Source organism: Acinetobacter sp. YH01021 (genome assembly GCF_013420255.1).
In the GTDB taxonomy this organism is placed as follows: domain Bacteria; phylum Pseudomonadota; class Gammaproteobacteria; order Pseudomonadales; family Moraxellaceae; genus Acinetobacter.
The window spans coordinates 90519-104813 of the sequence record NZ_VOYO01000010.1 but is presented as its reverse complement, the minus strand read 5'-3'; the positions used below and the strand labels follow the sequence as shown (position 1 = coordinate 104813).

Genomic DNA, 14295 nt, shown 5'->3' with positions numbered 1-14295 from the left:
TCGCTCGTCCAGGTAACAGATCCTTAATCTGCTCCCACTGATCATCTCTTAATGCATAGCGTTTAGTCATGAAAAAATAATGAGGACAGGTTAGATTTTCTCAAGCTAATTGATGACAGGCTCTAGATTTTTAGTTTATTTTTAACCGGAAATTCTTTAGATGAGCTATTCATTCAGCCATAAGAAAATCATAATGAACCTTCAAGATGCAGAAAAATTTTTACAAGAACAGCAGAACATCTTAGAGAACCAACGTCAGCAAAAAACTAGACGAGTGCAACAAGCCTTTTTTATGATTCACGTACTGTTTGTAGCCTTAAATGCTATTCTCTTGATCCTAAATTATCAAAAGACGGGAGAGTGGAACTTGCTGTACCTCGGGCTGAGTTTCATGTCTCTAATATTGATTTTAAGGTATTTAAAGACAGGTTTTGTTTATCAACGGAAATGAAATAACGTTAAAATGAATTTTAGATCATAAAAATCAAAAGCCTAATAATTAACAAAGCATGAAAAAAGTTCTTAAAAATCCCATTCTATTGTCATTACAATGTAATTTTGCTTTTGCTGGATAAATAGCTTACACTGGTTGCACTTCAAGCAAGTACTGTTCTTGCTTCTATTATTATTTTAAGCTGATTGTGATGTACTTTTTAGTTCAAGTATTTGAACTCAAATAAGATCTACTAACCATAGAACTATTATGTAAACTAGGTTGTTATTAATCTCTCTCCATATAGTCACAAAAAGCTCATATCGTGTGAGTAAATATTTTGATCAAAATCAATGAATGGCATATTGCCACTGCCGCTGATGGCAATGAAATTAACGTGAAACTGGTTCCATTAAAGCGCAAGCAAAATACAATGGACGGTTTTATCTGGGTTGAGGTCGGTAAAATGATTCAATTGCCAACGGGTGAGGAATTTCAGTTCAATCTCGATGGTAAAAGTTTCTATACTGGGGTAAACCAGCTTTATCGTCTGTGTTAAGCAGATCAATATCGTAAAAAGTGGCTGATTAATATCGCCACTTTTTTAGTTTCAGGGTATCAAAACTTTGATCTTCCTGAATTTCCAGAATCTCTGCACTGTCTTCTTTCCAGTCGCCTAGTACAATTCTTCTTTTCTGGGCTAAATGATGAATGGCTGCGCGATGCGTATGACCATGGATCAGTACATCTACATCCTGTAATGCCAGCTCAACTGCATGTGGGTTGACGTCCATCACTTCATAGCTTTTAAACTGTTGTGCCTGATGGCTTTGTTGACGAAAGCGGTTGGCTAGTCTGGTTCGAAATGAGAGAGGGGTTTTTCTTAAGAAGCCAAGTAGCCAGGGATGACGAATAATCTTTTTAAAACGCTGATAGGAGACGTCATCGGTACATAGCGCATCGCCATGTTCCAGGCGAAAATGTATTCCAGCAATGATTAACTGGTCAATCTCAGGAAGAAGCTGCCCGCCAAATCGAGCTAAAAATTTATTTCCCAAGACAAAATCCCGGTTGCCCGCTTGAAAATAGACCTGATTCCCAGCCTGAGTAAACTGTTTTAATGTAGTGACAATATCGTCCAGCCACGGAGCTGTATAGTCATCACCAATCCAGGCATTGAACCAGTCACCCAGAATATACAATTGGGTATTTTGATCTAGATATTCAGTTAATAAATCTAAAAACCCCCGAACAAGTCGAGGGTGATCAGGTGACAAATGTAAATCTGAGATAAACAGATAGGTCACGAATCGTTTCCTTTTATTCCTCTCTAGATCCCTCATTCATATGAGGGATTTTCCATTACACCGTTTTAAAGCATCGCTTTAAAACTCATAAAGAACGGAGAGGACGTTTTTTATTCAGAAATGATTTTTGCAGATTCGATTACTACGTTTTCTAGAGGAACGTCAGCGTGGTAGCCACGGTTGCCAGTACGTACGTTTTTGATTTCGTTCACAACGTCCATACCTTCAACCACTTTACCAAATACGGCATAACCCCAACCTTGAGCAGTTTTGCCAGAGTGGTTAAGGAATGAGTTGTTTTTCACGTTAATGAAGAATTGAGCAGAAGCAGAGTGCGGTGCTTGAGTACGCGCCATTGCAATCGTACCTTCGTCATTGGTCAAGCCGTTGTCTGCTTCGTTTTCGATCGCATCACGTGTTGCTTTTTCCTTGAAGTTTTCATCCATGCCGCCGCCTTGGATCATGAAACCATCAATAACACGGTGGAAAATTACGCCGTCATAAAAACCGTCACGTACGTATTCTAAAAAGTTAGCTACGGTTTTAGGTGCTTTTTCAGCATTGAGTTCTAGAACAATACGACCTTTATTGGTGTTTAATTCGACTTGAGGAAAACTCATTGTGTAATCTCCTGATCATGGACGAGTGCCATGGTTTTTTCTGAATGAGTGAAGCATAAGCAAACTACATTCGACAAGGCAAGTAAAAACATTATTTTCTTTGTTAAAAGCATAAAAATAATACCTTATTTATACGTTGATTTATCAAGGCATTTCAATTGCTGCCAGACAGGGCGTTATATTTCGGGTTAGGTACAAATTGAATCATTTTCCAGTTTCGTAAAGTGTTGATATTTTAGTTTTGGGCAGCTTGCTGTATTTTCACTTTTTAAAATGAGTGAATTGAAATCAAATACCGTAGTTAGCGGTTGAGAGATTAAGCACCTATAGTTAAACTAAGGAACTTTGATAATGAATATACGTACAACTTGTACGATGAAATATTCGTTAATCCCTTTTTAACTTTAGAAGTGAATGATTGATCATGAAGCCAAATGATGTTGTGACATCTCTGCCCGAGAACCCGACCCAGAAGAACAATGCAGTCGATTCAGTGCAGCAGCAAGAACAACAACCAGGCTTGGACTTTGTACGTCAGGTCATTACTGATGATTTAGCCGCTGGTCGTACTCAACAGGTGGTGACGCGTTTTCCGCCTGAGCCGAATGGCTATTTACATATTGGCCATGTGAAAGCAATTTGCTTGAACTTCGGTATTGCTGAAGAATTTAAAGGTGTGTGTAACCTGCGTTTTGACGATACCAACCCGGATGCCGAAGAGCAGGAATATGTGGATGGTATTGCCAATGACGTGAAATGGCTGGGTTTCCAATGGGAAGGCGAGCCGCGTTATGCATCAAGCTATTTCGATCAACTTTATACCTGGGCAGTTCAGCTGATTGAGCAGGGCGATGCCTATGTGGATTTGCAAAGCCCTGAAGAGATCCGTTTAAACCGTGGTAATTTCGTTGAGCCAGGTAAAAACTCGCCACAACGCGATGCAACGGTTGCAGAAAACCTGGAACGTTTTGAGAAAATGCGCAGCGGTGAATATGCAGAAGGTCAGGCCGTTTTACGTGCCAAGATCGATATGACGTCACCGAACGTGCATATGCGTGATCCGATCCTGTATCGTATCCTGCATTCTGAGCACCATCAGACTGGCGATAAATGGAAAATTTATCCAATGTATGACTATGCGCATCCACTTTCTGATGCGATTGAAGGCATTACGCATTCACTGTGTACTTTGGAATTCCAGGATCACCGTCCGTTCTATGACTGGGTGGTGGCAAAAGTTAAATCACCATCCGTGCCACGTCAGTATGAATCGAGCCGTTTGAATGTGGACTATACCATCACCTCAAAACGCAAATTGCGTAAGCTGGTTGAAGGTGGTCATGTAAATGGTTGGGATGATCCACGTATGCCAACTGTAGTGGGTATGCGTCGTCGTGGTTTCACACCTGAAGGTCTACGTGATTTCTGTCAACGTGTCGGTGTGTCGAAGGTTGATGGCAGTATCGTCGATGTAGCCATGCTGGAATACTGTATTCGCCAGTCTCTGGAAAATACCGCAGCTCGTGGTATGGCGGTGTTAAATCCATTAAAAGTGACTTTAACCAACTTGCCAGCCGATATGGACCTGACCCATTCACGTCATCCGAATGTCGATATGGGCGAGCGCGTTATTCCATTGACGACTGAGCTGTATATTGACCGTAAAGACTTTGAAGAAGAGCCACCAAAAGGCTTTAAACGTTTGATTCCAGGTGGTGAAGTCCGTTTACGTCATGCCTATGTCATCAAATGTGACGAAGTCATTAAAGATGAAAATGGCGAAGTAGTTGAGCTGAAATGTTCGATTGATCCTGAAACTTTGGGTAAAAATCCTGAAGGTCGTAAGGTGAAAGGTGTGATTCACTGGGTATCTGCGACAAAAGGCGTTCCTGCGGAAGTGCGTATTTACGACCGTCTGTTCACCGAATCTGATCCAGAAGTGGGTGATGACTTCCTGGCAAACCTGAACCCTGAATCATTAAAGGTAGTTCAGGCCGTGATTGAGCCTGCTTTGGCACAAGCACAACCGGAAGACCGGTTCCAGTTTGAGCGTGAAGGCTATTTTGTGGCAGATCAATACGATCATTCAAGCGAAAAACCGGTATTCAACCGTATCCTTGATCTTAAGGACAGCTTTAAACCTGGCAAATAAGCTGGTTTAAGTCAGAATGTAAAAAGCCCAACTCTGGTTGGGCTTTTTCAATACAGCAGGGAAAATTGCATGATTGTGCGTGATAAGAATAATAGTTTGGGTTTACTGTTTGCCTGGCAGGGAACAATTCTGCCCAAGGTGCTGCCCGCATTGGTTTTGGTGGTCTTTATTTCCGCTTTACTGGTGTATTTGAGTCAGGCACATTTCGTGAGCCTTCCTGCCGTCCCGGCAATTGGCTTTACCATCTTTGGTGTGATTCTCTCGATCTTTCTGAGTTTTAGAAATACGGCCTGCTATGATCGCTGGTGGGAAGGGCGCAAGCTATGGGGCGCGCTGATTGCCACTACGCGCCATTTATGCCGGGATAGCCATGTGCTGGATGAGCAAACCCGTGAAATCTTATTGTACCGCATGATGCTGTTCACCCATCTATTACGGGATCGGCTGAGACAGCAAACGCCCAGTATTCAGGCTTATCAAGCCACTACCAGTTTTGAACCTAAGTCATTTGAGCAATTGTCCATGCAAATCAATCCTTCACAATGGGTGCTGGAACAGATGCAAAAAGAGCTGGTGCAGCAATATAAACAGAGCAAGATCAGCGATATTATTTATAACAACCTGAATCAGCATACTGTGGCTTTGGGAGATATTCAGGCCGGTTGCGACCGGATTTTGTCAACGCCATTACCATTTTCTTATTCGGTGCTGTTGCATCGCGCGGTTTATTCTTTTTGCTTTATCTTGCCTTTCAGTTTGCAGGCGAATTTAGGCCTGTGGACGCCGATACTGGTCGGATTGATTGCTTATATGCTGCTCGGGCTGGATGAGCTCAGTGCGGAGCTGGAAGAACCTTTTGGCCTGCAGGACAACGATCTGCCGCTAGATTCAATTGTACGACTAGTAGAGCGGGAAACCCTAAGCTCTTTAGGTAAAGCACTACCTGAGGCGATTCAAGCCAGAAAAGGCTATTTAACCTGATTCCTTATCGATATCATCAAAATGTAAACACGAACTTAAAATTTCTTGCTAATAAAAAATCATCGGCAGGCTGAGCTTTAAATTAACGATGTTTAAGATTGGTCAGGTCTGACACTTTAGTTTTAGCCTGATCTTGCAATTCACGGTATTGTTGCAAACGCAGATTGGCTTTATCTCTGAGCTTCTTCTTGATGTACAGCGCCAATGCGAAACTGGTGGTGGTCAGGGTCAGGAACATGCTGTTCATAAAACTCATCATCGAGCTGATATAACCAATCGTGGTCAGACGATTCATCATATAAATCACTTGCGGGCTGCTTTCTACGCCGGTAATGGCCCAGGTACACAAATGTTCGCAATTATTAATAATCAGATGATAGTTATTTTCATGCATTCTGGACCGCATGCGGCGCACCACTTTACGACCTTTATATTTTGCCGAGTCATAATGCTGCATATGAATCGGTTTGCCATGACTGAATTTTTCAATCGAGGTGATTTCAATGGGGCGTTTCTTGAATAAATGCGCAAAGCCGGAATAATGAATGACACGACCACGTCCGGCGTAAATCCCATGATGGGTATAACCGAAATGTTTAACCATAAGGTGTGCGCCTATGGGAAACCGTTTAGTCTGTTGCATATCAGAATTAAGCCATTTAAAAAGCATTGTCGTTTAATAGGAAGTGTACTGTGTTTTGCTAAATTAATCGATGCCTTGCCTGAGTTTCAGATCAGAATTGAAGAGTTATTAAGCCAAATTTAAAGGGATTTAAAGAAAGCAGAATTTAGAACATATTCTTCTGGTAAAGGTTTTAAATAGCCTAAGCAAGCCTTAACATTTCTTCAAATCAAAGGGGATCAAATAAGTTGTTTAGAGTTTTCCTGCCTGATCTCTGAAGTTTTAAAGTTGGAGTTAATAAACTATGCTGAAATAGAGAAGACCAAACCCTTCAACTATAAACTTTCAAGCATAAAAAAAGCACCTGACTACGCAAGTGCTTTCTTTATACGGCTGTAACCTTGGCCGATTACTGCAATGGCAAGTGCTGAAGTTCATTCAGTTCTTTACGGCTATAGCCGCGAGATACCAGAACCTTTTTAATTCCGATGATGATTTCTTCATCAGTGGCTTTAGAAAGTGCTTCAAGAAGCTGTTCATTTGTCTTGCAAGAGCAATCATTTTCAACACAAGCAATTTGATTCTTGTGTTCATTGTGTTGTTCATGAGAAAACAACTTTTGCCAAAAACTCATAGAGCCTTCATACAACAACCTAACATAGAGTGAAATATAGCCAATTAAATAAATAAAGCAATAGGACCTATGTGATAAAAGCAGCAGTTGGTCTTGAAAATTTCCGATGGAAGCCTAAAGGTCTAACGATATTTCTTGCTGTACAAGTCAATATTTATTATTAAATACATGATTTTTAATATAAAAAATGGAGCTTTAAAAAGCTCCATTTTTGTAACAATATAATAAATTGAAACAAATTCTTTATACTTTTTCCAACAATACACCCGTTTCAACATGGTGTGTATACGGGAACTGGTCAAACATGGCGAACTTGCTAATTTTATGCGTTTGAGACAACTGTTTCAGATTGTCATATAAAGTATCTGGATTACAAGAAATGTAAATAATACGCTGGAAACGCTGTAACAGTTTCAGCGTTTCATCATCAATACCAGCACGCGGTGGATCGACAAATACCGTATCAAAATCATAAGTCGAAATATCAATTTGTGCTTCCTGTAAGCGACGGAAAACACGTTCGCCATTATACGCTTGAGTGAATTCTTCTGCAGACAAACGCGCAACCTGAATATTTTCAATCTGGTTCTGCTCAATATTCCACTCAGCTGCATAGACTGAAGATTTGGCTAATTCAGTGGCCAATACACGGCGGAACTTGGTCGAAAGTGGCAGGGTAAAGTTGCCATTGCCACAGTAGAGTTCCAGCAAATCTTTATCTGATTGCTCTGCTGCATCACATGCCCATTCCAGCATTTTTTGACAAACTTGTGCATTCGGCTGGGTGAAGCTGCTTTCGATCTGCTTGTATTTATAGCGACGGTCAAAGACCGACAGTTCTTCCACCACATATTCATCAGTCAGGACGAATTTCTGGCCACGGCTGCGGCCAATCAGTTTGATATTCAGCTTTTCCGCCAGGGCTTTTGCTGCAGGTTCCCAGCTTTCATCCAGCTTGCGGTGATAAATCAGGGAAACTAGGACTTGGCCACTTAAAGTCACCAGAAAATGGACTTCAAATAGACGATGACCCAGATTGGCATCTGCCTTGAATGCTTCAAGTAATTGTGGCATCAAGTCATTAATGCTGCGGTCTGCAATTGGAAATTCATCAATACGAATGACTTTTTTATTGTTGTTCTCGTCACGTTCGAACATGGCATAAAACAGATCATCTTCAGTATGCCAGATCCGGAATTCAGCACGCATGCGGAAATATTTTTCAGGAGACTGGAATACTTCTAAAGCAGGTGGTTGATATTCGGCAAACTGAGCGCTGATGCGTTCAATTTTGGCTTCAAGTTGTTGCTGATAAGATGAAGTCATATGCAGTAAGAAATCGCAAATATTTTAAAGCGCAAATGGTAGCAAAAAATTGCCGATCTGCCTAAGCCTATTGTAGTTGAGCCGCTTTAAAAGCTGCATAAAAAAGACCAAACCTTCTGAGGAGAGAGATTTGGCCATCAAGAGGAAAGATTTAAGCTAAAAATGCTGAGATGATTAGACTAATTTAGAGATTATCCATCGTCATCAAGCTGGCATTGCCGCCTGCCGCCGCCGTGTTGATACTGATCGCGCGTTCAATCACAAATCGCTCGACCGGAATATCATAGTTGCCCGAAGTTAAATGGGTGATACCAATAATTGGACCTTGGCGTGTTGCAATGCGTTTCTGCAAATCAATCAGTTCAGTAGTGTCACCATGATGCAGGACGGCCTCAAATACACCTGTTTCAATATCCCGGACCACTTTAAATTGCTTGCTAACCGCGGCTGGCATGGTTGGTAAATATTTCAGAATAAAAGTATTGTCAGCTAGGAATGCAGGACGACTGCCGACCGATAAAATTGCCAGAATTTGCTGAATCTGGTCTTGCTCGGTATGTGCTAAGGATAAAACGCTTTCTCGTGGCAAGATCATGTACTGATTTTCTTCACCGGTTGGACCTTGCAGGCTAAAGCTTTGACCAGTGGCAATCTCAATAGGTGCTTTTAAAGATAAAGTCGGAAAAGTTTTAGCTCCCCAGGCTTTAAATTCCTGAACAAGGTTATTTTCAACAAGTGCTGGACCCGCTTGAACTGCATAAGGTGAGCTCAGTTTTTTCTCGGATACTTGATGCATTAAACGATAGATATACAACGGGCCACCCGCTTTCGGACCGGTGCCGGACAGACCTTCACCACCAAAAGGCTGGACGCCCACGACCGCACCAACGATATTGCGGTTGATATACAGGTTGCCGACTTCTGCTCGCGCAATCACGGTTTGCATGGTTTCATCAATACGCGTGTGCAAGCCCATGGTCAGACCATAGCCCTTACTGTTGATCTGATCTAATAACTGTTCCAGTTCGCCATATTTATAGCTGATCAGATGCAGCACCGGACCAAATACTTCACGTTCTAGATCGTCCAGATTTGGCAGTTCAATCAGGGTCGGCGCAATGAATGTTCCTGGAGTTAATTCAGTCTGGTCTTGATTAAACATCAACTGATGAACTGTATGACCTTTGCTGCGCATCTGCTCAATATGCTTTTGGATATTTTGCTGGGCTTCTGCATCAATCACTGGACCAATATCGGTTTTCAGCAAGACCGGATTGCCAACGCGCAACTGTTGCATGGCACCTTTGAGCATGTTGCGAACAGCCTCCAGATTATCCTCTTGCACACAAAGGACACGCAGGGCAGAACAGCGCTGACCGGCACTGTCATAGGCAGAGCTCACAACATCCAACACCACCTGTTCAGTCAATGCAGATGAATCCACAATCATGGCATTTTGACCACCAGTTTCAGCAATCAGGGTGACGCTTTCTCCAAACTGGTTTATTCGTTCTGCCACGGTTTTTTGTAGAATTTGGGCGACCTCGGTGGAACCGGTAAACATGATGCCCTGAATACGTGGATCTGCACTGAGCTGTGCACCAATGGTTTCACCACGGCCCGGCAATAGCTGTAACACATCCTGCGGAATGCCGGCTTCCCATAAAATCTGTACGGCTTGTGCTGCAATGAGCGGTGTTTGTTCAGCCGGTTTGGCAATCACGGTATTGCCAGCGACCAGCGCTGCTGAAATCTGACCGGTAAAAATCGCCAGCGGGAAGTTCCATGGACTGATACATAGTACAGTACCTAAAGGCTGGATCTGTACATTGTCACTGAGATCCAAAACTTGAGCTGCATAGTAACGCAAGAAATCTACCGCCTCACGTACTTCGGCAATCGCATTGGCATAGGTTTTACCTGCTTCGCGAGAAAGAAGAACCATGAGCGGAAGCAAACGCTGTTCCATCAGTTCTGCGGCTTTATTCAGGCAGGCAGCACGCTCATTTTTTGGCAGATTGGCCCAGAAACTTTGTGCATTAACTGCTTGAGTGAGTGCAATTTCGGCCTGTTCAGAAGTTGCTTCATAGACTGTGCCGACCACATCCTGATGGTGTGCTGGATTGATCACTGGAACTGCATGGGGCGTATTCACGCTGCTAAATGCCGTTCCCATAGCAGCTGACTGAAATTGCGTATTTGCCAGACTGGATGCGACTTCATTTAAAATACTGAGTTCAGCATCATTGGCCAAATCGAGTCCTGAAGAGTTCAATCGTGCATCGGCATAAAGATCTTGCGGATAAGGAATATGCGGGTGCTTGGCACCCATCACGCCTTCCTGTTTTGACGCCTTTAAAATGGTTTGCTGTGGATTTTCAATCAAATCTTCAATTTTCAAGGTTTTGTCAGCAATACGATTGACGAAGGAGGTATTGGCACCATTTTCCAGTAAGCGGCGCACCAGATAAGCCAGCAAGGTTTCATGATTGCCGACTGGCGCATAGATCCGGCATGGTACACCGAGTTTATTTTTCGATGGATCGCCCACGACATTTTCATACAGTGGTTCGCCCATGCCATGCAGACATTGGAACTCATATTGGCCGGCATAATACTGCTCAGGTTGTGCCAGCTGATAGATCGTCGCTACCGTTTGTGCATTGTGAGTGGCAAATTGCGGGTAGATATAATCCGGTTCAGCCAACAGCTTACGCGCACAGGCGATATAAGATAGATCGGTATGAACCTTGCGGGTAAATACGGGATAATCCGACATTCCATCAATCTGGGCCTTTTTGATTTCGCTATCCCAATACGCGCCTTTGACCAGACGAATCATCAGGCGTTTCTGGCTGCGCTTCGCCAGATCAATGATGTAATCCACCACATAGAAGCAGCGTTTCTGATAAGCCTGAATTACAAAGCCAATGCCTTTCCAGTCCTGCAATTGCGGTTCAAAACACAGACGTTCTAATAATTCTAGCGAAATCTCAAGGCGATCGCTTTCTTCAGCATCGATATTTAAACCAATATTGTACTGCTTGGCCAAGACCGCGAGTTTCAGTACTTTTGCATAGAGCTCATCATGCACGCGATCCATTTGCGAACGCTGATAACGGGGGTGCAGCGCAGAGAGTTTGATAGAAATGCCAGGCCCGTCATAAACATCTTTATCCTGTGATGCTTGACCAATAGCATGAATGGCTTGCTGATAATCCTGATAATAACGTTCAGCATCCGGATCGGTCAGTGCAGCTTCACCCAGCATGTCATAGGAATAGCGAAAGCCTTTTTCTTCCAGCGGCTCCGCATTTTTCAGGGCTTCATCAATGGTTTCACCCGTAACAAACTGCTCGCCCATCATGCGCATGGCAACATCGACGGCCTTACGGATAATCCCGCGACCACTGCGTGCCAAAAGACCGGTCAATAAGCTAGACAGGCTTTTTTGCTGTGGGGTTTCCATCAGCTTGCCGGTCAGCATCAGTCCCCAGGCTGCTGCATTCACAAACATCAATTGGCTCTGGCCCAAATGTTCTTTCCAGTTACCTTGATTGATTTTGTCACGGATCAGCAAGTCACGTGTGGCTTTGTCCGGAATCCGCAGTAAGGCTTCTGCCAGACACATCAGGGCAATGCCTTCCTGAGAAGATAAAGAAAATTCCTGCAATAAGCCTTGGACAATACCGGCTTTCCCAGTGGAACTTTTGCGTTCACGTAAGGAATGTGCGAGATCAAAGGCAAGCGCCTGAATCTTGTCACTCATCTCGGAAGAAATTTCACTATGGGCCAATAACTCTTCGACGCATTCAGTTTCTGCACGACGCCATGCCGTATTAATACGTTCTTCGTATTGGTTTTTGTGTTTAAATTCAGCAATATAGTTTGAGTGCTGGGCTGAATCTAAAATTGAATCTGGGCGGAGAGTGGTTGGCATAGTGACTTCCTGTACTGCGTCAATCAGTTCTTTGAGGTGAATGAGTTTTAATCTATAATCACAGAATATTTGACGAATATCTCACTATAGTTTTCGCTTTTTTTAGAGAATAATTCTAATGCCAAGTCCTTATTTGAACCTTGACCGTATAGATATTAGTATACTGGGTTTATTGCAATCCGATGCCAAGCTATCCAATATCAAACTGGCTGAACTGGTCAATTTGTCGCCTACAGCAGCCTTGGCGCGTGTACAAAAGCTGACCCGGGAAGGTTTTATTGTGGGCTATGAAGCGCGCCTCAATCCAGTCATGTTGAATAATGGTTTTGTGGTCTTTGTTGAAATTTTATTGGATAAAACCACGCCGAATGTTTTAGATGAATTTTCCCATGCTGTGCGGCAGATTCCTGAAATTATCGAGTGTCATATGATCAGTGGCGGTTTTGATTTCGTGGTAAAAATCCGCTGTGCCAATATGGATGAATTCCGGAAAATCTCTGGTCAGATCTTGTGGCAATTGCCCGGAATTAAAGAAACGCGCAGTTATCCGGTGATGGAAGTGATTAAAGAAAGTCAGCAGATCCATCTGAAAATGCCGGGAAAAGCCAAATAATTAGCAGTAAATTAAAATCAAAAAAGGGACTCGAAAGTCCCTTTAATTTATGCTGAAAAAAATATTTATTTTTTCATTTCCGCCATTTCTTTTTGATACTCGGCTTTAGCCATTTCAAAACGATGAACCACATCTTCGCTAGGTGCTTTATCCAGCAGGCTGACGATGACAATACTGAGGGTAGCCAGAATAAAGCCCGGAATAATCTCATACAGACCGGTATCACCCATGTAATTTTTCCAGACAATTACAGTCACGGCACCGACCACCATACCGACAATCGCGCCGTTGAGGGTCATTCGTTTCCAGAATAGCGACAAGATAATCAGTGGGCCAAATGCGGCACCAAAACCTGCCCAGGCATAAGCCACCAGTCCTAAAACCTTACTATTCGGATTAATCGCCAGTGAAATGGCAATCAGGGCAATCACCAAGACCATGCCACGACCGACCCAGATCAGTTCTTTCTGTGAGGCATTTTTACGCAGGAAACTCTTATATAAATCTTCGGTCAGGGTGGTAGAGCAGACCAAAAGCTGACAGCTCAAGGTACTCATAATTGCCGCCAAGATAGCAGCCAGAATGATTCCGGCAATCCAAGGATTAAACAGAATTTTGGTCAACTCCATAAATACCGTTTCAGGGTTTTGATTCACCACCGAGGCCAATGCGGGATTGACACTGAAGTAGGCAATACCGATATAACCGGCAGCCACTGCACCACCTAGGCATAGAATCATCCAGGTCATGCCAATACGGCGCGCAGCAGGAATGGTTTTGACCGAATCTGCTGCCATAAAACGCACCAGAATATGCGGCTGACCAAAATAACCCAAGCCCCAGGCCAGACTGGAAATAATCGCAACGGTGCTTAAACCTTCAAGCATGCTGGAGGCATGTGGACGAGCTGATTCAAGAATGACACTCACTTGCTGGCTGTTGTCGCCCAAGGCCAAGAAGGTAATGATCGGAGTCAGCAATAAGGCAAAAATCATCAAACCGGCTTGGAATGTATCTGTCCAGCTGATCGCCAAAAAGCCACCAATACAAACATAAAGAATCGTCGCCATCGCACCAATCACAAGCGCTGTGGTGTAATCCCAGCCAAACAGGCTTTCAAACAGTCGTGCACCTGCGACCATGCCTGAGGCACAATAAATTGCAAAGAACACCAGAATCACCAAGGCAGACAAGACCCGTAAAATACGTTTACGATCGGAAAAACGGCTGGTGAAATAATCCGGCAAGGTCAGGGCATTGTTCTGATATTCGGTATGGGCACGCAGTCGACCTGCCACCAGTAACCAGTTCAGCCATGCACCGATAATCAAACCGATCGCAATCCAGGCTTCTGACAGGCCAGACAGGTAAATGGCTCCCGGAAGACCCATCAACAGCCAGCCACTCATATCCGATGCGCCCGCTGAAAGTGCAGTGACCACACTGCCCAGACTCCGTCCACCTAGAATATATTCGTCAAAATTGGAGGTGGCACGATAAGCATATAACCCGATTGCAATCATGGCGATAATATAAAACATGAAGGTAATCAGGGTGGGGTTTAAAGAAGTCATAGGCAGGTCATCCTGTAAATATGGAAATCATCGTCCAAGATGATTTTTTGTACTGAGATCGCAAGGAGGTGATTCAAGCATGGTTTAAAAATT

The 14295-nt window shown here is 43.4% G+C and carries 11 protein-coding genes; 4 read left to right on the top strand and 7 right to left on the bottom strand.

Annotation, left to right across the window (positions count from 1 at the left end):
* Positions 1–773 precede the first annotated feature (773 nt).
* Positions 774–992 carry a hypothetical protein gene (locus FTT86_RS09260; RefSeq protein WP_004279847.1) on the top strand — a complete coding sequence of 73 codons (219 nt, stop codon included), beginning with the start codon at positions 774–776 and terminating at the stop codon, positions 990–992.
* Between the two features lie 28 nt (positions 993–1020).
* Here the strand turns inward: FTT86_RS09260 and FTT86_RS09255 are convergent, their stop codons facing one another.
* Both FTT86_RS09255 and FTT86_RS09250 read right to left on the bottom strand, forming a co-directional pair.
* Positions 1021–1740 (bottom strand): UDP-2,3-diacylglucosamine diphosphatase, encoded by a 720-nt coding sequence (locus FTT86_RS09255; protein ID WP_071852317.1) that lies wholly within the window; start codon positions 1738–1740, stop codon positions 1021–1023.
* Between the two features lie 110 nt (positions 1741–1850).
* A complete protein-coding gene (locus FTT86_RS09250) occupies positions 1851–2360 on the bottom strand; it encodes a peptidylprolyl isomerase (protein ID WP_004279844.1) in 510 nt (169 codons plus the stop codon).
* Positions 2361–2784: 424 nt separating this feature from the next.
* Here FTT86_RS09250 and FTT86_RS09245 point away from each other — a divergent pair, with 424 nt between their 5' ends.
* Both FTT86_RS09245 and FTT86_RS09240 read left to right on the top strand, forming a co-directional pair.
* Positions 2785–4512 carry a glutamine--tRNA ligase/YqeY domain fusion protein gene (locus FTT86_RS09245; protein WP_071852318.1) on the top strand — a complete coding sequence of 576 codons (1728 nt, stop codon included), beginning with the start codon at positions 2785–2787 and terminating at the stop codon, positions 4510–4512.
* A 69-nt stretch (positions 4513–4581) separates the two neighbouring features.
* Positions 4582–5493, top strand: a complete 912-nt coding sequence (locus FTT86_RS09240; RefSeq protein WP_071852319.1) for a bestrophin family protein — start codon at positions 4582–4584, stop codon at positions 5491–5493.
* Positions 5494–5575: 82 nt separating this feature from the next.
* Here FTT86_RS09240 and FTT86_RS09235 read toward each other — a convergent pair whose 3' ends face one another.
* The 4 genes from FTT86_RS09235 to putA all read right to left on the bottom strand — a co-directional run bounded on the left by FTT86_RS09235 (position 5576) and on the right by putA (position 12015).
* The gene (locus FTT86_RS09235) at positions 5576–6136 is read right to left on the bottom strand and encodes a lecithin retinol acyltransferase family protein (protein ID WP_026055785.1); all 561 of its coding nucleotides are present in this window, start codon (positions 6134–6136) and stop codon (positions 5576–5578) included.
* A 388-nt stretch (positions 6137–6524) separates the two neighbouring features.
* Positions 6525–6749, bottom strand: coding sequence for a hypothetical protein (locus tag FTT86_RS09230; RefSeq protein WP_004279838.1), 225 nt, complete (start codon positions 6747–6749; stop codon positions 6525–6527).
* Positions 6750–6992: 243 nt separating this feature from the next.
* Positions 6993–8075, bottom strand: coding sequence for a tRNA (uridine(54)-C5)-methyltransferase TrmA (trmA, locus tag FTT86_RS09225; RefSeq protein WP_180181067.1), 1083 nt, complete (start codon positions 8073–8075; stop codon positions 6993–6995).
* Positions 8076–8259: 184 nt separating this feature from the next.
* A complete protein-coding gene (putA, locus tag FTT86_RS09220) occupies positions 8260–12015 on the bottom strand; it encodes a trifunctional transcriptional regulator/proline dehydrogenase/L-glutamate gamma-semialdehyde dehydrogenase (protein WP_180087286.1) in 3756 nt (1251 codons plus the stop codon).
* Positions 12016–12133: 118 nt separating this feature from the next.
* Here putA and FTT86_RS09215 point away from each other — a divergent pair, with 118 nt between their 5' ends.
* The gene (locus FTT86_RS09215; RefSeq protein WP_114540748.1) at positions 12134–12628 is read left to right on the top strand and encodes an Lrp/AsnC ligand binding domain-containing protein; all 495 of its coding nucleotides are present in this window, start codon (positions 12134–12136) and stop codon (positions 12626–12628) included.
* Positions 12629–12693: 65 nt separating this feature from the next.
* On the opposite strand, the gene putP is transcribed toward FTT86_RS09215, so the two are convergent.
* Positions 12694–14202 carry a sodium/proline symporter PutP gene (gene putP, locus FTT86_RS09210; RefSeq protein ID WP_180181066.1) on the bottom strand — a complete coding sequence of 503 codons (1509 nt, stop codon included), beginning with the start codon at positions 14200–14202 and terminating at the stop codon, positions 12694–12696.
* Positions 14203–14295 lie beyond the last annotated feature (93 nt).